Origin of the sequence: Bacteroides gallinaceum, assembly GCF_030373775.1 — a bacterium.
GTDB classification, from domain to species: domain Bacteria; phylum Bacteroidota; class Bacteroidia; order Bacteroidales; family Bacteroidaceae; genus Phocaeicola; species Phocaeicola excrementipullorum.
Genome location: NZ_JAUDEN010000010.1, coordinates 50334 through 69852, shown reverse-complemented (window position 1 = coordinate 69852; position 19519 = coordinate 50334). Strand labels below are relative to the sequence as shown.

At 48.8% G+C, this 19519-nt stretch carries 15 protein-coding genes and 1 tRNA gene; 12 read left to right on the top strand and 4 right to left on the bottom strand.

Translation table 11 applies throughout. The features are described 5' to 3' along the window. The first annotated feature begins 3 nt into the window (after positions 1 to 3). The 8 genes from murD to QUW60_RS07165 all read left to right on the top strand — a co-directional run bounded on the left by murD (position 4) and on the right by QUW60_RS07165 (position 9303). Complete coding sequence (gene murD, locus QUW60_RS07200; protein WP_289559501.1) at positions 4 to 1338, top strand: UDP-N-acetylmuramoyl-L-alanine--D-glutamate ligase; 1335 nt, start codon at positions 4 to 6, stop codon at positions 1336 to 1338. Between the two features lie 17 nt (positions 1339 to 1355). After that, positions 1356 to 2612: an FtsW/RodA/SpoVE family cell cycle protein gene (locus QUW60_RS07195; protein ID WP_289559499.1), complete on the top strand. Its 1257-nt coding sequence runs from the start codon at positions 1356 to 1358 to the stop codon at positions 2610 to 2612. Positions 2613 to 2685: 73 nt separating this feature from the next. Beyond that, positions 2686 to 3819, top strand: coding sequence for an undecaprenyldiphospho-muramoylpentapeptide beta-N-acetylglucosaminyltransferase (gene murG, locus QUW60_RS07190; protein ID WP_289559496.1), 1134 nt, complete (start codon positions 2686 to 2688; stop codon positions 3817 to 3819). Next, positions 3809 to 5182, top strand: coding sequence for a UDP-N-acetylmuramate--L-alanine ligase (murC, locus tag QUW60_RS07185; protein WP_289559494.1), 1374 nt, complete (start codon positions 3809 to 3811; stop codon positions 5180 to 5182). The genes murG and murC overlap by 11 nt, the downstream gene beginning before the upstream one ends. Next, positions 5179 to 5916, top strand: coding sequence for a cell division protein FtsQ/DivIB (locus tag QUW60_RS07180; protein ID WP_258337219.1), 738 nt, complete (start codon positions 5179 to 5181; stop codon positions 5914 to 5916). The genes murC and QUW60_RS07180 overlap by 4 nt, the downstream gene beginning before the upstream one ends. 3 nt (positions 5917 to 5919) lie before the next feature. Then, positions 5920 to 7488 carry a cell division protein FtsA gene (gene ftsA, locus QUW60_RS07175; RefSeq protein ID WP_258337220.1) on the top strand — a complete coding sequence of 523 codons (1569 nt, stop codon included), beginning with the start codon at positions 5920 to 5922 and terminating at the stop codon, positions 7486 to 7488. A gap of 37 nt (positions 7489 to 7525) precedes the next feature. Beyond that, positions 7526 to 8836 carry a cell division protein FtsZ gene (gene ftsZ / locus QUW60_RS07170; RefSeq protein WP_258337221.1) on the top strand — a complete coding sequence of 437 codons (1311 nt, stop codon included), beginning with the start codon at positions 7526 to 7528 and terminating at the stop codon, positions 8834 to 8836. 17 nt (positions 8837 to 8853) lie between these two features. Beyond that, positions 8854 to 9303: a GatB/YqeY domain-containing protein gene (locus QUW60_RS07165; protein WP_289559492.1), complete on the top strand. Its 450-nt coding sequence runs from the start codon at positions 8854 to 8856 to the stop codon at positions 9301 to 9303. Positions 9304 to 9375: 72 nt separating this feature from the next. On the opposite strand, the gene recO is transcribed toward QUW60_RS07165, so the two are convergent. Then, complete coding sequence (gene recO / locus QUW60_RS07160) at positions 9376 to 10104, bottom strand: DNA repair protein RecO (RefSeq protein WP_289559490.1); 729 nt, start codon at positions 10102 to 10104, stop codon at positions 9376 to 9378. 423 nt (positions 10105 to 10527) lie between these two features. On the opposite strand from recO, the gene QUW60_RS07155 reads away from it, so the two are divergent. The 4 genes from QUW60_RS07155 (at position 10528) to QUW60_RS07140 (ending at position 15989) form a co-directional block, all read left to right on the top strand. Then, positions 10528 to 10599: transfer RNA gene (locus tag QUW60_RS07155), tRNA-Glu, on the top strand. Positions 10600 to 10642: 43 nt separating this feature from the next. Further along, positions 10643 to 10897 carry a 30S ribosomal protein S20 gene (gene rpsT, locus QUW60_RS07150; RefSeq protein ID WP_258337224.1) on the top strand — a complete coding sequence of 85 codons (255 nt, stop codon included), beginning with the start codon at positions 10643 to 10645 and terminating at the stop codon, positions 10895 to 10897. A gap of 171 nt (positions 10898 to 11068) precedes the next feature. After that, a complete protein-coding gene (gene gyrB, locus QUW60_RS07145) occupies positions 11069 to 13033 on the top strand; it encodes a DNA topoisomerase (ATP-hydrolyzing) subunit B (RefSeq protein WP_258337225.1) in 1965 nt (654 codons plus the stop codon). Between the two features lie 274 nt (positions 13034 to 13307). After that, on the top strand, positions 13308 to 15989 hold the full coding sequence (locus QUW60_RS07140) for a 4-alpha-glucanotransferase (protein ID WP_289559487.1): 2682 nt from the start codon (positions 13308 to 13310) through the stop codon (positions 15987 to 15989). On the opposite strand, the gene QUW60_RS07135 is transcribed toward QUW60_RS07140, so the two are convergent. Genes QUW60_RS07135 through susR form a run of 3 tightly spaced genes read right to left on the bottom strand, consistent with a single transcriptional unit; the run spans position 15955 to position 19283 of the window. After that, the gene (locus QUW60_RS07135) at positions 15955 to 16260 is read right to left on the bottom strand and encodes a hypothetical protein (protein WP_289559485.1); all 306 of its coding nucleotides are present in this window, start codon (positions 16258 to 16260) and stop codon (positions 15955 to 15957) included. The two genes, QUW60_RS07140 and QUW60_RS07135, sit on opposite strands and share 35 nt — an antisense overlap. Before the next feature lie 22 nt (positions 16261 to 16282). Continuing rightward, on the bottom strand, positions 16283 to 17650 hold the full coding sequence (locus QUW60_RS07130) for an MFS transporter (RefSeq protein ID WP_289559483.1): 1368 nt from the start codon (positions 17648 to 17650) through the stop codon (positions 16283 to 16285). Positions 17651 to 17687: 37 nt separating this feature from the next. Further along, complete coding sequence (susR, locus tag QUW60_RS07125; RefSeq protein ID WP_434736850.1) at positions 17688 to 19283, bottom strand: SusR family glycan utilization regulator; 1596 nt, start codon at positions 19281 to 19283, stop codon at positions 17688 to 17690. Positions 19284 to 19519: the final 236 nt, after the last annotated feature.

Below are 19519 nucleotides of genomic sequence, written 5' to 3'. Positions count from 1 at the left end.
GCCATGGCAAAAAGAATTGTCATATTAGGAGCCGGAGAAAGCGGTACAGGAGCCGCTGTCCTGGCACAGAAAAAAGGATTTGAAACGTTTGTTTCCGACGCTTCCCTCATCAAGGACAAATACAAGCAGATGCTTGACGAAAGGAACATCCCATGGGAAGAAGGCGGACACACAGAGGAACTGATTCTGAATGCGGATGAAGCGATCAAGAGTCCGGGCATTCCGAACGATGCGCCGCTAATTCTAAAACTGAAAGCAAAGGGCATACCTGTCATCTCTGAAATAGAATTTGCCGGAAGATACACGGATGCCAAAATGATTTGCATCACGGGAAGCAACGGAAAAACCACTACGACCTCACTGATTTATCATATCTTCAAGAAAGCGGGCCTGAACGTGGGACTGGCAGGAAACATTGGGCAAAGTCTGGCATACCAGGTGGCTGAATGCAACTACGATTACTATGTAATTGAACTAAGCAGCTTCCAGCTCGACAACATGTATAAGTTCCATGCCAACATCGCCGTGCTCATGAACATAACTCCCGACCATCTGGACCGTTACAACTATGAGATGCAGAATTACGTGGATGCCAAGTTCCGCATCATACAAAACCAGACGGATGACGACGCATTTGTATTCTGGAACGATGACCCTATCATACAGCGCGAGCTGCACAAATATGGCATACACGGACGCTATTTCCCGTTCGCAGAGAAGAAGGAAGACGGACTGGCTGCTTTTTCAGAAGAGAACAAAGTTTGTTTCACCCGGCCGATTGCATTCAACATGGAGCAAGAGGAACTGGCTTTGACCGGAACCCACAACCTGTTCAACTCAATGGCAGCAGGAATTTCCGCAAACATCGCAGGCATCCGGAAAGAATGCATCCGCGAAGCGCTGAAAGACTTCAAAGGGGTTGAACACAGACTGGAAAAGGTGGCCCGGGTTAGAGGGGTAGACTATATCAACGACTCCAAAGCCACCAATGTAAATTCATGCTGGTATGCGCTTCAAAGCATGAAGACTAAAACAATTCTGATTCTTGGAGGAAAAGATAAAGGGAACGATTACAACGAAATAGCAGATCTGGTAAAAGAAAAATGCACCGGACTGATATTTCTGGGACTTCACAACGAAAAACTGCACGCATTCTTCGACAGTTTCGGCCTGCCGACAGCCGATGTGCAAAGCATGAAAGATGCCGTTGATGCCGCTTACAGCATGGCAAAACCGGGAGAAACGGTTCTGCTGAGTCCGTGCTGCGCAAGCTTCGACCTGTTCAAAAGCTACGAAGACCGGGGCGAACAGTTCAAGGAATGTGTTAGAAACCTGTAAACATCACTGACAATACAATGGATCTGTTAAAGAATTTCTTCAAAGGCGACAAGGCTGTATGGATTATTTTCCTGTTCTTGTGCCTGATCTCGATTATCGAAGTGTTCAGTGCGTCAAGCACCCTGTCTTTCAAGACCGGAGATCACTGGGCACCGATAACGAATCATCTGACCATGCTGCTGGTCGGAGTTTTTGTGGTATGGATCGTCCACAATATCCCTTGCAGATGGTTCAAAACATTTATTGTACTTCTCCCCATTTCATGGATATTGCTTGCCATCGTGCTGATCATGGGAATCGCCACCAATGGAGCCAAACGCTGGATTGATCTGGGCATCATCCAATTTCAGCCGTCGGAACTGGGAAAGATGGCAACCATCGTTACCGTCGCATTCATTCTGAGCAAAATGTACACAGAAAATGGAGAAGACAAAAAAGCGTTCAGATTCATTCTTGGCGTTACGGGAGGAACTTGTGCACTGATCATCACCGAAAACCTTTCGACAGCGGTCCTGCTGGCGGTATCTGTTTATGTTCTGATGCTTGTAGCCCGAATCCCGTTCAAACAGATGGCTAAGCTGACCGGCATCGGGATCATAGGAATTATTCTTGCCTTCAGTGTCATCTGGTGTGTTCCCGCCAGCGCATGGAAAGCGATTGGCATCGAACGCCCAATCACATGGAAAGAACGTATCAGCGACTTCTCAAACAACGAACAGATTCCCGCTGCCCAATATGACTTGAACAATGACGCACAGGTTGCACATGCCAATATAGCAATCGCGACAAGCAGCATCCTCGGGAAAGGTCCGGGAAACAGCGTCCAGCGTGATTTCTTGTCGCAGGCCTACTCCGATTTTATTTATGCCATTATCATCGAAGAGATGGGACTGATAGGAGGAGCATTCGTAGCCCTGCTTTATATTCTTCTGCTCATGCGAATCGGCAAGATCGCCAACAAGTGCGACAAGCCTTATCACATGTTTCTTATCATGGGAATCGGCATACTGCTTGTCATACAAGCTTTGTTCAATATGCTGGTTGCGGTGGGAATCATGCCGGTCACCGGACAGCCTCTGCCGTTAATAAGCAAAGGAGGAACTTCTACCCTTATCAACTGTATCTATATAGGAATGATTCTCAGCATAAGCAAATATGCAAACGAACAGCAGAGGCTGAAAGAAGAACAGCAAACCCTCGGCATACAGCCTGAGCAGAATGCGGAACCTGTAGCACCGGAAAATCAGGACGCAAACGCCGGACAGCCGGTTTGAAGCATAAATATACAATTGTCTAAAGAACATTCGAACTTCTTTTTGTAAATTTGTAGTGAATAATACAACAATTATGGAAAAGAACAGTTTGCGCATTATAGTAAGCGGAGGAGGAACAGGAGGACACATCTTCCCTGCAATATCAATAGCCAATGCCATCAGAAAGAAACACCCTGACTCTGAAATTCTTTTCGTAGGGGCATCAGGCAGAATGGAAATGCAACGTGTCCCTGCTGCAGGCTACAAGATTATCGGACTGCCTGTCGCCGGATTCAACCGGAAGAATCTGCTGAAGAACGTCAGCGTCCTCATCAAACTTTTCCGAAGCCAACGAATGGCAAAGAAGATCATCAAAGACTTCAAGCCGGATGCAGCCGTAGGCGTCGGCGGGTATGCAAGCGGACCAACGCTGAAGACAGCCGCAGCAGCAGGTATTCCGACCTTAATACAGGAACAGAACTCATATGCAGGCGTTACCAACAAGCTTCTTGCAAAAAGTGCGAAGAAAATATGCGTCGCCTATGAAGGAATGGAACGCTTCTTCGAAAAAGACAAGATTATCCTGACAGGAAATCCGGTCCGGCAGAACTTGCTTGACGAAAAGATAAACAAAAGCGAAGCCACACGCATGTTCGGCCTGGACCCGCAGAAGAAAACAATCCTGATTGTCGGAGGAAGCCTGGGAGCGCGCACCATCAACAACTGCGTCATGCACAGTTTGAACAAAATCAGGCAGTCAGATGTACAGTTTATATGGCAGACTGGCAAAATATACATTGAAGAAGCCAAGGCTGCCGTAAAAGAAGCCGGCAGCATGCCTATGCTGCATACCACAGACTTCATATCAGACATGGCCGCCGCCTACTCTGCTGCTGATCTTGTCATCAGCCGTGCAGGAGCCGGATCTATTTCTGAATTTTGTCTGTTGGGGAAACCGGTTATACTGGTTCCCTCACCCAATGTGGCAGAGGATCACCAGACTAAAAATGCACTGGCATTGGTAAACAAGGAAGCAGCCCTCTACATAAAGGACAGCGAAGCGGAAGAGAAACTGATCGATACGGCCATACGCGCCGTGAACGAACCGGACACCCTGAAAAGACTTAGTACAAACATCACCAGGCTGGCTTTCAAAAATTCGGCGGATGTCATAGCCGAAGAGGTATGCAAACTGGCATTAAAATATAAAGAAGAACATGGACATTAATTCAATAAAAGCGGTATATTTCATCGGTGCAGGCGGAATCGGAATGAGCGCACTCGTAAGATACTTTCTTTCAAAAGGAAAGAAAGTGGCCGGCTACGACAAAACGCCAAGCGAGCTTACGCACAAACTTCAGGAAGAAGGAGCAGATATCCACTATGAAGAAAACGTATCGCTGATTCCTGAAGATTTCAGAGATACATCTTCAACCCTGGTGGTCTATACTCCGGCCATACCGGCAGAACATAAAGAACTCTGTTATTTTCAAGACAACAAGTTTGAAATCCACAAACGCGCACAGGTATTGGGAATGCTGACCCGCACCGAAAAAGGAATATGTGTGGCGGGCACTCATGGGAAGACAACCACTTCAACCATGGCGGCTTACCTCATAGACCGTTCACATGTGGGATGCAATGCCTTTCTGGGAGGCATATCAAAGAATTACGGGACAAACCTTCTGCTTTCAGACAGCAGATACGTTGTAATTGAAGCCGACGAATTCGACCGCTCCTTCCATTGGCTTACTCCGTATGCAACGGTCATCACTGCCACCGACTCTGACCATCTGGACATATATGGCACGCATGAAGCTTATCTGGAAAGCTTTCGCAAATACACGTCACTTATCCGGAAAGACGGCTGTCTTATTATAAAGAAAGGTATCGACCTGCAACCCGACGTACAGCCGGGAGTAACGGTTTATACCTATTCGGCAACAGAAGGAGATTTCCATGCCGAGAATATACGTATCGGGAACGGTGAAATCATGTTCGACTACATATCCCCTTTGGGAAATATTGCAGACATCCGTCTTGGAGTGCCGGTTTATGTAAACATTGAAAATGGAGTGGCAGCAATGGCGCTGGCACAAATAGCAGGCGCAACGGCTGAAGAAATAAAGGCTGCCATGCCCGGATTCAAAGGAGTAGACAGAAGATTCGACTTCAAGATAAAGAATGACAGGATTGTATTTCTGAGCGACTATGCTCATCATCCGGCCGAGATAAGCCAGAGCGTAAAGTCCGTCAGGATGCTTTATCCCGACAAAAAGGTGACAGCCGTATTCCAGCCTCACCTGTATACGCGCACACGTGACTTCTACAAAGAGTTTGCCGACAGTCTTTCTCTGCTCGACGAGGTGATTCTGCTTGATATCTATCCGGCCCGAGAGCAGCCTCTCCCCGGAGTTACCAGCAAACTGATTTATGACAACCTGCGTCCGGGCATAGAAAAGACGATGTGTACAAAAGAAGAACTGCTTGACGTGCTGAAAGCCCGGAAGATTGAGGTGCTCATCACATTGGGAGCAGGCGATATCGACAATTATGTTCCACAAATCTATGAACTATTAAAAGACAGATGATAAAACGGATTCTTCTGATATTTGTGATGCTGGCGGTTTCATGCTACATTGTAGTAGCTGTTACCCTGTTCAACCGCAAACCGGACGACAAGATTTGCGAGGGTATAGAACTGACTGTGGAAGACAGCGTCAACTATAACTTTGTCACGAAAAAAGGTATTGAAGAGCTGCTGAAATCTAAAAGACTGCTGCCACAGGGAAAACCTGCAGGGAGCATCAACGTACGACTTCTTGAAGAAACCATAGCAAAATACCCGTTCGTCAGCGAAGCGCAATGCTATCTGACATCAGGCAATAAAGTCAATATTGACATCAGGCAGCGCATACCCCTGCTGCGCATAATGAGCGACAATGGGGACAACTACTACATCGACAACAAAGGCGAAATCATGTCTGTCCTGAGCCAGCCGGTGCACGTAGCTGTAGCCACAGGGTTCATCGACAAAAAGTTTGCGAAAGGCGAACTCTTTGCACTCGGCAAATACCTTCAGGACAACCCGTTCTGGAAGGCGCAGGTAGAACAAATCAACATTACTCCGCAAAAAGAGATAGAAATTGTGCCAAGAGTAGGCAACCACATTCTTTTTTTAGGAAAAGCTGAAGATTATGACAAAAAATTCAGTAAATTGCAAACGTTTTATGAAAAAGCGTTGAATCATGTCGGTTGGAATAAGTACCAGCGCATAAGCATAGAATTCAAAAACCAGATTATCGGAACAAAAAAAGAGAAATAAGATATGGCAGTAACAGACTTTATAGTAGCAATCGAACTGGGATCAACAAAAATCATCGGCCTGGCAGGAAGGAAAAGGGCCGACGGATGCATTCAGATTCTCGCGCATGCCAGCGAACACTCTTCCGACTGTATAAGAAAAGGTGTCATCTATAATTCAGACAAAACCCTGCAATGCCTCACATCAATCATCAGAAGCCTTGAAGAACAGCTTGGCGCATCAATCAAGAAGGCTTATGTAGGGATTGGAGGAAAATCAATGTACAGCGTTGAAAACCGCGTCTTCAGACAATTCAACGATGAAACGAAGATTTCATTGGCGCTCACCGACTCCATGATGAAGGCAAACAGAGAAATGGCTCTGCCGGACAAAGATATCCTGGAAGTAGTGCCTCAAGAATACCTGATAGGGAAAGAACTGCGTATCGATCCCGTGGGAATTTCTACAGACAGCATCGAAGGCCATTACCTGAACATCATCGCACGGCGGACGCTGAAAGACAAAATAAAGCAATGCTTCAAGCTGGCCAAATGCGAAATCGCGGGATATATCATTTCGCCGGTGGCAACGGCAGAAGCTGTACTCACCAGCGATGAAAGACGTTCGGGATGCGCACTGGTTGACCTGGGAGCGGAAACCACAACTGTTGCCATATACAAGAACAACATATTGCGGCATCTTGCCGTAATCCCGCTGGGAAGCAACAACGTGACGAAAGATATCAGCAGCGACAAGCAAATCGATGAAGAAGACGCAGAAGAACTGAAACTGAGGTTTGCGAGCGCCTACACAGAGGCTCCGAAAGAGGGCGAGAAAAACGACATCACCTACTCACTGGACGACCAGACGAGCATCAAGGCCGCAGAGCTGGAAGAAATCGTCGAGGCGCGTATCAAGGAAATCATCCTGAATGTCGAAAACCAGATCAAGTTCTCGCACTACAGCGACAAGCTGCTGGCCGGCATCGTCATCACAGGCGGAGGAGCCAACATGCCCAACATCGATGAAGCGTTCAGACAAACGATGCACAGCGACAAGGTCCGCATAGCCAAAGGAAGCAAGATTTCGCTGGAAAACAGCGAAGAACTCCCCAACGACGGCACGTGCAACACAATCATCGGAGTGCTTTCTGCCGGAAAGGACAACTGCTGCAAAATCGATCCCACGAAATCTGCAGAACTCTTCTCCGGAACAGGCAATGACTTGAAATCCCAGCAGGAGATGGAGGAAGAAAAGAGGAGGCAGGAAGAAGAGGAAAGAAGAAGAAAGGAAGCAGAAGCAAAGAGAAAGGAAGAAGCTCTCCGCCTTCAAAAAGTGAAAGAATGCGAAGCGCTGCTGGAAGAAACCAGAAAATACCTGAGCAAGAACAAATATGACAAGGCGCAAGAACAGCTTGAACTTGCCATCGAAATGAATGTCAGCGAAAAGCAGGAGGAAATTGACGAACTGAAAAAGAAGATGAGCAAAAAGCCGAAAACGTTTGTCGACAAGCTGAAGGACTTTCTGGAAGACAGAGCCAACAAGTTTTCGGACGGAGCCAACAAAATCTCAAAAGACTTGTTGGACGAATGATTTAACCAATTATTGATTTTAAATAAACGATATTCTTATGCCAGAAGAAAAAAGAGTGCCTTTCGATTTTGAAAAGGATTTTCTACATATAATCAAAGTGATCGGCGTTGGCGGCGGAGGAGGAAATGCTGTCAACCACATGTATAAAGAAGGCATACACGATGTCACATTCGTAGTCTGCAACACAGACAAGCAGATTCTGAACGAATCGCCCGTCCTCCACAAACTCCAGTTGGGAAGCGAAGGCTTGGGAGCCGGGAACAAGCCTGACAGAGGGCGTGCTGCAGCCGAAGAAAGCATGGACGACATCAAGGAAATGCTGAGCGACGGATGCCGCATGGCATTCATTACGGCCGGAATGGGAGGAGGTACGGGAACCGGAGCCGCTCCCGTCATCGCCAAGACCGCAAAGGATATGGGCATTCTTACCGTAGGCATCGTCACGATTCCTTTCCTGTTTGAAGGATACCGGAAAATCGACCAGGCACTCGACGGCGTGGAAGAAATGAGCAAAAACGTGGACGCACTGCTCGTCATCAACAACGAACGCCTGCGGCACGTGTACTCTGACCTGAGCGTGAAAAACGCATTCGGGAAAGCCGATGACACGCTGTCTGTGGCTGCAAAGAGCATCGCGGAAATCATCACGCTCAAGGGTGAGATAAACCTTGACTTCAACGACGTGCAAACTGTCCTGAAAGACGGAGGCGTGGCCATCATGAGCACAGGATACGGAGAAGGAGAGAACCGGGTCAGCCAGGCCATAACCGATGCGCTCAACTCCCCGCTGCTGAACAACAACGACATCTTCAACTCAAAAAAAGTGCTCTTCGTGATCACTTATAACCCGAGCAGCGAACTGATGATGGGCGAAATGGATGAAATCCACGAGTTCATGAGCCGCTTCGAGAGATATGTCGAAACCAAATGGGGACTTTATACCGACGAAAAGCTGGGCGACAAGATCAAATTTACCATCCTTGCCACAGGATTCGGAATAAAGGACGTGCCGGGCATGGAAGCCGTTGCGCAAAAGCACAGCGCGGAAGAACAGAGAAGACTGGCAGAACAGCAGCAAAGGGAAGACAGCAACACTACCAGACGGGCCAATGTCTACAAGGGCATGCTGGAAAACGACAGAAGAAAAAAAGACCTCAAGATTTACATATTCTCACAAGAGGATCTGGACAATGATGACATCATCAGCGTAGTTGAAACAACGCCGACCTACAACCGGACCAAGAAGGCGCTGGACAGCATCAAGTCTAAAGCCAACATAGAAGAAATGCCTCCCGCAGAATCGGGTAGCAGCGAAGACTCTTCCGACCCACAGAAAATATTTTTTTAAAACAAACTCAAAACACTATGGATTTATTTGACCAGATCAGCAATGATATCAAGGAAGCCATGAAGGCAAAAGACAAGGTAAGACTGGAAACCTTGCGCAATGTAAAGAAAGTTTTTCTGGAAGCCAAAACCGCTCCGGGAGCCAACGACACGCTCAGCGACGAAACGGCACTGAAACTGATGCAGAAACTGGTGAAACAAGGGAAAGACTCTGCCGAAGGATACATGCAGGCCGGACGCCAGGAGCTGGCGGAAGAAGAAATGGCACAGGTACGGGTTATTGAAACCTACCTGCCGAAACAGCTTTCGGCCGAGGAACTGGAGGCCAGACTGAAAGACATCATCACCCGCGTAGGGGCTACCGGCGGAAAAGATATGGGCAAAGTGATGGGAGTGGCAACCAAAGAACTCGCCGGACTGGCAGAGGGACGGGCCATCTCGGCCAAAGTAAAGGAACTGCTCGGATAAGTTTCCAGACAAAAGCTGGCGCAGAGGGCGCAGAATGCATGAGCAATCACATTCTGCGCCCTCTGTCTTTTATCAGCCGTAAAGCTCCTTCAGCACAGAAAGCGACTTCAGTTCCGGAAAGGCAGGCAAGTGAAGACGGTAATACGCTACGATAACGTCCAGGCAGCGGTTGCGCTCATTCCGGCTCATAACGAACAGACGCATCGTTTCATAATTCATGCGCATCAGATTAATGATTCTGGAAGACTCTTCAGCGGAAAGGAAAAGCCCGTGCGACGGCGTCCCGTCTACAAAACAGGCGTTCAGCAAGTCAAAGCAACATCCGGAAACATAATCGTCCAGATTGGGATAAAAGCCCAGAAAGCGGGTCAGGCGGAGGAGAAAGACCAGATGGAAATTAGAAAAGTCACGGCCGCAAGCATCGAGCCAGCGAATGGAATTCACCAGATAGGCGAACAGAGAGGCATTGCCGTCTTCTTCCTGCAACGTGCGGTACAGAAACTCGGCAAGAAACATGGATATGCCCATCTTATAAGGATGATAGGGCAGGCTGTCGAGCGGATACCAGATTCTTGCCTCGCGGATGGGATGCAGGCCGGACTTGAGGCGTATGTCCGCTTCAATCTCCACCAGCGAGAACGGGCGGAACAGAACCGGATTGACCGCCGACTTGCGCGAACGGCGGACAGCGGGAATCAGAAAAGAAACCTGCCCGTCCTGCTCGGTATATATGTGTGCGATGTTCGACTTGTCGCTGTATTTCACCACATACAGCACAACTCCATGCAATTTCTGCAACATTACCTATAAGAAATTTTCAAGATTCCGCGCTAAAGACACCTCTTCACTGGAGTGATACGATCTCTTCACTGGAGCAATACGATGTCTTCACTGCAGTGATACGTTCTCCTCACTGCAGTGAAGAGGCAGACTTATGCCGCCGGGAATCTTCGGCTCTGCCGGAAAGGCACCGCAAGCGGCCGCTCATCCGCCCCATACGCACCCGCAAATATACGAACAATCGCCCGATAAACAATGTCCTGCCCCACAAGAAAAAACATGCCTGGCAGGCATACGGCACAGATTTATAGGCCGCCAACATACAAACGGATAAAAAAAATCCTCAAATATTTTGGAGGAAAGAAAAAACTTCCTACCTTTGCATCCGCAAACGAGAGGCATATACCCTCGCTACTTCCGGGAGTCTTCCCGAAAGGCTAGGATGGCCCGTTCGTCTATCGGTTAGGACGCAAGATTTTCATTCTTGAAAGGGGGGTTCGATTCCCCCACGGGCTACATAAACAAACAAAATCAAGAACATATTTAAAGATTAGTCGAGATGGCAAATCACAAATCATCTATCAAAAGAATCAGACAAGCTGAGAAGAGAAGACTGCACAACAGATATTATGCCAAGACAATGCGTAATGCTGTAAGAAAACTTCGCGCCACTACAGACAAGACAGAAGCTGTAGCAATGTATCCGAGTGTACAGAAGATCCTGGACAAGCTGGCTAACCGCCACATCATCCACAAGAACAAGGCGGCCAACTTGAAGTCAAAATTGGCTAAGCACATCAGCAAGCTGGCTTAACACACCATTACTACAAAGATATCTAGGCTGGATTTATCAATCCGGCCTTTTTGCGTTTGCAGAACCGCTAAGAGCACAAGGGCTTTTCGTGTTTTTTAAAACCTTCAGCCTGCGGTTTTCTCCAATATTTTTCGTAACTTTGAACGCTTAAAAACATAGACCTAATTAACAATGAGTGAAGAACAGATGAAGAGCGGAGGAAACAATTATTCGGCCAGCAGCATCCAGGTGCTGGAAGGGCTGGAAGCCGTCCGGAAACGCCCCGCAATGTATATCGGAGATATCAGTGAAAAAGGTTTGCACCACCTGGTTTACGAGGTGGTGGACAACTCAATCGACGAAGCCCTCGCCGGATATTGTACCCATATAGAAGTAACCATCAACGAAGACAACTCAATCACCGTTCAGGACAACGGACGAGGCATACCTGTCGACTTCCACCAGAAGGAAAAGAAGTCGGCGCTCGAAGTTGTCATGACCGTGCTTCATGCCGGAGGAAAGTTCGACAAAGGCTCCTATAAGGTGTCGGGAGGTCTGCACGGTGTGGGCGTGTCGTGCGTGAACGCGCTCTCAACCCACATGACCACAAACGTGTTCCGCAACGGAAAGATATACCAGCAGGAATACGAATGCGGAAAACCGCTCTACGCAGTAAAGGAAGTGGGAACGACCGACATCACGGGCACCCGGCAGACTTTCTGGCCGGACGGAAGCATCTTCACCACCACAGAATATAAGTACAACATACTCGAAGCCCGCATGCGCGAGCTGGCATACCTGAACAAGGGCATCACCATCACGCTCACCGACAAGCGCGTGAAGGAAGAGGACGGCTCGTTCAAGCACGACGTGTTCCACTCTGAGGAAGGAGTGAAGGAGTTCGTGCGCTACCTGAACTCGAACAATACGCCGCTCATCGACGACGTGATTTACCTGAACACCGAAAAGCAGGGCGTGCCCATCGAATGCGCCATCATGTACAATACGGGATTCCGCGAGAACCTCCATTCATACGTAAACAACATCAACACCATCGAAGGCGGCACGCATGAGGCTGGTTTCCGCACGGCGCTGACCCGCGTACTGAAGAAATATGCCGAAGAGAGCAAGGCTCTGGAAAAAGCAAAGGTGGAGATTTCGGGCGAAGACTTCCGCGAAGGGCTGATTGCCGTAATCTCGGTAAAGGTGGCAGAACCTCAGTTCGAGGGGCAGACCAAGACGAAGCTCGGCAACAACGAGGTGAGCGGAGCCGTGAACCAGGCGGTAGGCGAAGCGCTGACAAACTACCTGGAGGAGCATCCGAAAGAGGCCAAGACGATTGTCGACAAGGTGATTCTTGCGGCAACGGCACGCATCGCGGCACGCAAGGCACGCGAGTCGGTGCAGCGCAAAAGCCCGATGGGCGGAGGCGGCTTGCCGGGAAAACTGGCCGACTGCTCCAGCCGAAACCCCGAAGAATGCGAACTGTTCCTTGTCGAAGGTGACTCGGCAGGCGGCTCGGCAAAACAGGGACGCAGCCGTCAGTTCCAGGCCATCCTCCCGCTGAGAGGAAAAATCCTCAACGTAGAAAAAGCGATGTGGCACAAGGCATTCGAAAGCGACGAGGTGAACAACATCATTCAGGCGCTGGGCGTCCGCTTCGGCGTAGACGGAGAAGAAGACAGCAAGAAGGCGAATATCGAAAAATTACGCTACAACAAGGTGATCATCATGACCGATGCCGATGTCGACGGCTCGCACATCGATACGCTGATCATGACGCTATTCTACCGCTATATGCCCGAAGTGATCCAGGAAGGGCATCTATATATCGCAACTCCTCCCCTGTATAAATGCACCAAGGGAAAAATCAGCGAATACTGCTATACGGACGAAGCCCGCCAGGCATTCATCCAGAAATACGGCGAAGGAAACGAACAAGGCATCCGCACCCAGCGGTACAAAGGTTTGGGTGAAATGAATCCGGAACAGCTGTGGGAAACGACCATGAATCCGGAAACACGCATCCTGAAACAGGTGCACATCGAAAATGCGGCTGATGCCGACTACATCTTCTCGATGCTGATGGGTGACGATGTGGCTCCCCGCCGGGAATTTATCGAAAAGAACGCTACTTATGCGAACATCGACGCATAAAAGCGACTTTTAATACTCACTTAATACTTACACGTAAAGCCTCTCGCATCTTGCAAAAGAGAGCAAAAATCCGGAAGCCTGCTTCCGGATTTTTTTATGCGCACACTTTTCCCTTTATATTTTAATTCCGGCAGAAAGGCCGTACAGGCATCCACAAAGCGGATTTGCAAGATTTTCGTTTTATATTTTACGCCCCATAAAAAAGAATTGTCAACTAAATTCATTATTTTTGAACAATCACATATAAAACAAACCTTCAATACCTCAGAAAAATATGAAACTAACTTTCCACATCCAGTACCGGACTCTATGGGGAGAAAGTCTAAGCGTTATACTGAACGACGACAGACTCAACATTATAGAGCTTTCTACACGCGACGGAATAGAATGGCGGGGCGAATGCTATTACACGAATCCGACTGAAGGACAACTCATCACTTACCGCTACTGCGTGGTACGCGACGGTAAAATCATACGGAAAGAACTGGGAATGATCCCCCACTCGTTTTACTCAGGAAACGCACAGCAGACTCATTACGCAGTCGACGACTGCTGGAGAGATCTGCCAGGCGACGCTTTCCGCTACAGCTCGGCTTTCAACAGCATGCAGCCAACCCCGTGCCGCCCCAACGTGCTTCCCGACAAGGTGGGCAACTGCATCACCTTCCGTGCGCTCTGCCCCGGACTGACTCCGAAAGAGCAGGCACTCGGGCTTATCGGAAGCTGCAGCGCCCTGGGAAACTGGGAGTATTGCCGTCCGCTGAGGATGACCGAAATCCAGCCGAACGTTTGGCAGATCACGCTCGATGCCTCAACCTTGCAGACACCATTCGAATACAAGTTCGTGGCTGTCAGCATCAAGACAGGTGCAGTGGTTGAATGGGAGGCACGCCCCAACCGGATATTCCACACCCGCCCTCTGCAACGGGGCGAAACCTATATCGTGCCCGAAGCAGAAGTCTTTTTCGCTCTGCCGGCTCCACGCATCGCAGGATGTGCCATCCCGGTTTTCTCCCTCCGCTCGGAAGGAAGCTTCGGCGTGGGAGATTTCGGCGACCTCAAGACCCTGATTACATGGGCGGAAAGTACAGGACAGAAAGCCGTGCAGATTCTGCCTATCAATGACACGACGATGACCGGAACATGGCTCGACTCCTATCCGTACAAAAGCATTTCCATCTATGCTTTCCACCCGATGTATACCGACCTGCGCCAGCTCATCCCGATTGAAGACCCCGAAACGGCCGAACGGATGGAAAAAGAGCGCAAGCTGCTGAACGCCCTTCCGCAGGTAGACTACGAGGCCGTAAACAAACTGAAGCGCGAATACCTGAGCATTGTGTACGGGCAGGAAAAAGACAAAGTATTGGCCTCCGCAGATTTCAAGGAGTTCTTCAAGCAAAATGAAGAATGGCTGATGCCCTATGCCGCTTTCTGTTATTTGAGAGATACATTCGGGACGGCAGATTTTACAGAGTGGCCGGAACACGCTTCTTACAGCAAGGAGGATATCGCCAGACTGTGCGCCCCCGAAAGCGAAGCCTATACGCAAATAGCGTTCCATTATTACATCCAGTACCAGCTTCACAGGCAACTGCTGGCTGCCGCCGTACACGCCCGGAAGAACGGAGTCATTCTGAAGGGGGACATTCCCATCGGCATAAGCCGCACAAGCGTAGAAGCATGGACGGAGCCGCACTATTTCAACATGAACGGACAGGCCGGAGCACCGCCTGACGCTTTCTCCGTAAACGGACAGAACTGGGGCTTCCCCACTTACAACTGGGACGACATGGAAAAAGACAACTATCTGTGGTGGAGAAAACGCTTCTCTAAAATGGCGGAATATTTCACCGCTTACCGCATCGACCATATCCTCGGCTTCTTCCGTATCTGGGAAATACCTGTCCACTCGGTGCATGGACTCCTGGGACAGTTCTCGCCTGCCCTTCCCATGAGTGCGGACGAAATAAGAAGTTTCGGACTGAATTTTGACAAGGAATTCATGACGAAACCTTTCATCAATGACTACATACTGAACACGGTGTTCGGCGAACAGAGCGACATGGTGCGCAATACATTCGTACAGCATCTTCATCATGACATCTACACCATGCGCCCGAAGTTCGACACACAACGGAAAGTGGAGGCCTACTTCAAGGACAAAACCGATGAGGAAAGCATCGCGCTCAAAGAAAAGCTCTATTCGCTTATCAGTGATGTGCTGTTCGTGCCCGACCGGAAAAATGCAGAGATGTATCACCCCAGAATAGCCGTACAGAATGATTTTGTCTACAGGCAACTGGACGGACAGGCGCAAGACGCATTCAACCATTTGTATAATCACTACTTCTACCAGCGCCACAATGAATTCTGGTATAATGAAGCGATGAAGAAACTCCCGATCCTCACCCAATCGACGCCGATGCTGACCTGCGGAGAAGACCTGGGAATGGTGCCCGACTGTGTGCCATGGGTCATGAAACAGCTTCAGATTCTCTCACTGGAGATTCAGCGGATGCCCAAGAATCCGCAGCACGAATTCGGACATGTGTATGAATATCCGTACTGCTCCGTATGCACCATAGGCACGCACGACATGTCGACGTTGAGAGGATGGTGGGAAGAATCGCCTGAAGTGACAGAACGTTTCTATCACCACGAAATGCGCCGCTGGGGAGAAGTTCCGGAACATGCTCCGGGCTGGCTATGCAAGGACATTGTGTATGAACACCTGTACAGTCCTTCCATGCTGTGCATTCTCACCTGGCAAGACTGGACAAGCATCAGCGAGGAACTGCGGAATCCGGATGTCCAGGCAGAACGCATCAATGTTCCGGCAAACCCGCATCATTACTGGAGGTGGCGGATGCACATCACGCTGGAAGACCTGATGGAACAGAAGCTCTTCAATGAAGAAATCAAGGAAATGATTCTTGAAAGCCACCGAGGATAAAGAACGATGCCCCAAAAGCCATCCACAGAACAGGCTTTTGGGGCATTCTTTTATGCTTCAAATAATACAACCGATACGGAACATTACTCCCTGAAGACATGTTTGAAAATACAAGATCGGTTTTTAACGTGTCGGCCGGCATTCCATCCAGCGTACGGTCATCCACATGCCACTCCACTTTCACAGGAAAGCCATACTGCCCGACAACAGGTGCGGTGTAGCTTGATGTCTGCTTTTGCCTGAACAAGCGCACAGGCAAAAGCAGAAACACATCCACATCTATTTCATCTCATTCAAGCCTCCGCATGATCCGACTCCCGGATAATCCCGACACAGCAGGCTCCGACAATCAGCAGCACACCGGCAAGAACCAGCATATTCACTTCCGGAGCAATAGCCCCTTCATCAGTAAACATGCCCAGCACCCAGCCGCCGGCTATGGCTGCCACAATCTGAGGCACACAGATAGTACCGTTAAACAATCCGAGATAGGTACCCATGTGACCTCCTGTCAGCGCATTGGTCAGAATGGTAAAAGGCAGAGCCAACATGGCAGCCCATGCACAGCCTATCAGCAGAAAAGAGAAAAACAGCGCATACTGGTTGTGCATAAAGAAAACAGAAATAAAGCCGATGCCGCCCAACACCAGACTCAACGAATAGGCAAACTTTCTGTTTGCGATGGAAGGAATCACGGCCGCCCAAATCACCGAACCGACAGCTTGCACCGCAAACAGGATGCCGACCCAATCGCCTGCGGTCTGATACTGCACCGACTGCGTGTCAAGAACCAGATGAGTCACCCCGTCCTTGATCTGCTCCACTACCGGAGTGTCAAAGACATTTGCAGCAACCGTTCCGTTGGTATAAGTCCACATAAACATAAAAGCCGACCAGCAGAAGAACTGCACCAGCCCTACCGTCCAGAATGCTTTGGGCGCATGGGCCAGCAGTTTGAACACATTCGTCTTTTCCGCCTTCTCCTTCTCCTTGATGCCGTGATAGGCCGCATACAGTTCGGGAGGATATTCCTTTACTTTCACGGTTGTATAGATAACGCAAAGAATAAGGATTACGGCACCGATATAAAACGAAAAGATAACCGAATCAGGAATTATGCCTTTCGGAGCTACATTGCTGATTCCTATGGCCGCAAAGATAAACGGGAAGAGGTATCCGGCCAGACTTCCGGCATTGCATAAAAAGCTCTGGATGGAATAGGCCAATCCTTTCTGCTTCTCGTTCACCATATCTCCAACCATCATCTTGAAAGGCTGCATCGCAATGTTGATGGAGGTGTCGAGAAACATCAGAGAAAACAGGCCGAAAACCATGGCCGCGGAAACCGACATGCCGAAGCTTCCGGCATTAGGCAGCAGACACATCACCAGAACGGCTATCAGCGCCCCTACAAAAAGATAAGGAATGCGCCGCCCGAAACGGCACCACGTCCGGTCGCTCAATGCTCCGATAATAGGCTGAACCACGATGCCCGCAAGCGGCGGAAGAATCCAAAAATAACTCAGACTGTGGGGATCTGCACCCAACGTTGAAAAAATACGGCTAATGTTCGCACTCTGCAAGGCGTAAGCAATCTGCACACCGAAAAATCCGAAGCTGATGTTCCACAGCTTCCAGAAACTTAAATCAGGAATTTTCATCGTCTTTTATTTTATTTGATTATCTTAGTGTCAACCCTTACAGATTCATAACCTCCTGCTCAAAGCGGTCTTTGTCGCCTGCAGCCTTGTTACGGATCTTGCTGCGATAATTGTATACAGTAGCCAACGAATAGCCCAAGAAGTGTGCAATCCGGGCAGTATCAGTCACGCCCAGACGAATCAGGGCGAAAATGCGAAGTTCCGTATTCAATATTTCGCCCGACTTCGGATAAATGCGCCCTTCCTCAACAAGCAGGCCGTTGAAATCCTCTATAAAGTCAGGGAAAAGATCAAGGAACGAACGGTCAAATTCGTTATAGAAACGCTTCCTTTCATCTTTCAAGAACTGTTCCGAACGTATTGCCTTGAACAGTTCTTCCAGCCTGGATGCCATGGCAAGCTTTTCAAGCGAACGGCGGTACTGAGCCATCTTGTCAAGATACTCGACACACCGGTCAAGATAACGCGCAATATACACTTCCTTTATCTTTCCTGTCTGCACCAGTTCTTCATTCACTTCATGCAGCTCATCGTTTGCTTTCGAAAGATGCCGCCTCATCGTCGACAGTTTTTTCATGCCATAATAAAGATACACCGCCAGCACTACAAGAAGACAAGCCAGCGAAGTAATGCACCAGAACAGAATCCGGCTCATTCGCCGTTCCTGCCCTTCTTTCTCCACATATGCCTTATCTATAATCGGATAGACCTCCGTTACTTCCATAAAACGCAGCCGGGCATTACAGTCAACGGCATCTTCCATCGAGCATTTCAGATAGCGATAAGCCCTCTCCAGATCGCCCGCTTCATAAATCAGCCGCGCCAGCTTAGGCAAAGCGGCATACTCACGCACGCCCATCTTCAAGTCAACGGCAGCAGTACGAACCAAGCAGTCGATAACTTTGTCGCGGTTGCCCAATTGCTCCCAAGCCAACGATTCCGTAAAAAACAGATAAGCCCGGTATTTATCGTCCGGACAATAGCTTTCCAGGCTGTCAAGCACTTTCAACGCCTTTCCAGGCTCATCCTTCCTCAACATCACTTCAACCTCCATCAGCCTGCGTTCGGGGCTCACGGGCAGGACGGAAATCGCAGAATCCCGATAGATATCAGCCCGCTCAAAGTATTTCTGCTTTTCGTCGGAGTTCACCGTATAGTCTGCCAGCCATCCGTAACAAGCCCGGTATGTGCTGTAAAAGTAAATCAGCTGTCTGGCATCAAAGGTTCTGGAATCCACCCGCTGCAAAGCTTCCAAGGCTTCGATGTACATACCCATCACTCCCATCACTTCCGCACGGTTCACCAGAATCTCATTTTTCAGCGAGGGATGGTCGGCAGGCTTTATAAAGCTGAGTTTCTTCTGTATGTATTGAAGGGCAGAGTCTGCCTGGTAATGCAGATAGATCTCAAAAAGAGAATTGCACAGTCCATAACGTTCCATGTCATCTTCGGCACGCGTCAGACGCAATTTCAGCACACGGATAGAATCCTCTCTTCGTTCCTGACAGAAGGTCTTCCCCGCCATTACCTCATCAAGTCTGTTCAATGCTCCATGCGTTGGCGCATCGGCCTGCATTCTGGAAATTCCGCCGCACAAAAGCAATAATAAAATTAATACATTCACCCGTTTCATCGAATAATCAAGGATTTTAAGGTATCTATCACACTCTTCTGTCATGCGGTGCGGAAACGGTCGCTGAAAACAATGCTGACATTTTCAGGACGAACAGACCGGCATCGCATAAAAGAACTGAATTCCGGCTCTAAAGATAGAAAACTTTTTTCATTACTTGTTCATGGCACAATAAAAATACCCCTATTTCCCGGGGTATAAAGTTATAAATCATTTATATTTACAGCCTGTCAGCA

What these genes read in the sequence shown, in the direction of transcription:
- murD (WP_289559501.1), top strand. Translation starts at nt 4, where the DNA reads ATGGCAAAAAGAATTGTCATATTAGGAGCCGGAGAAAGCGGTACAGGA.
- QUW60_RS07195 (WP_289559499.1), top strand. Translation starts at nt 1,356, where the DNA reads ATGGATCTGTTAAAGAATTTCTTCAAAGGCGACAAGGCTGTATGGATT.
- murG (WP_289559496.1), top strand. Translation starts at nt 2,686, where the DNA reads ATGGAAAAGAACAGTTTGCGCATTATAGTAAGCGGAGGAGGAACAGGA.
- murC (WP_289559494.1), top strand. Translation starts at nt 3,809, where the DNA reads ATGGACATTAATTCAATAAAAGCGGTATATTTCATCGGTGCAGGCGGA.
- QUW60_RS07180 (WP_258337219.1), top strand. Translation starts at nt 5,179, where the DNA reads ATGATAAAACGGATTCTTCTGATATTTGTGATGCTGGCGGTTTCATGC.
- ftsA (WP_258337220.1), top strand. Translation starts at nt 5,920, where the DNA reads ATGGCAGTAACAGACTTTATAGTAGCAATCGAACTGGGATCAACAAAA.
- ftsZ (WP_258337221.1), top strand. Translation starts at nt 7,526, where the DNA reads ATGCCAGAAGAAAAAAGAGTGCCTTTCGATTTTGAAAAGGATTTTCTA.
- QUW60_RS07165 (WP_289559492.1), top strand. Translation starts at nt 8,854, where the DNA reads ATGGATTTATTTGACCAGATCAGCAATGATATCAAGGAAGCCATGAAG.
- recO (WP_289559490.1), bottom strand. Translation starts at nt 10,104, where the DNA reads ATGTTGCAGAAATTGCATGGAGTTGTGCTGTATGTGGTGAAATACAGC.
- rpsT (WP_258337224.1), top strand. Translation starts at nt 10,643, where the DNA reads ATGGCAAATCACAAATCATCTATCAAAAGAATCAGACAAGCTGAGAAG.
- gyrB (WP_258337225.1), top strand. Translation starts at nt 11,069, where the DNA reads ATGAGTGAAGAACAGATGAAGAGCGGAGGAAACAATTATTCGGCCAGC.
- QUW60_RS07140 (WP_289559487.1), top strand. Translation starts at nt 13,308, where the DNA reads ATGAAACTAACTTTCCACATCCAGTACCGGACTCTATGGGGAGAAAGT.
- QUW60_RS07130 (WP_289559483.1), bottom strand. Translation starts at nt 17,650, where the DNA reads ATGAAAATTCCTGATTTAAGTTTCTGGAAGCTGTGGAACATCAGCTTC.
- susR (WP_434736850.1), bottom strand. Translation starts at nt 19,283, where the DNA reads ATGAAACGGGTGAATGTATTAATTTTATTATTGCTTTTGTGCGGCGGA.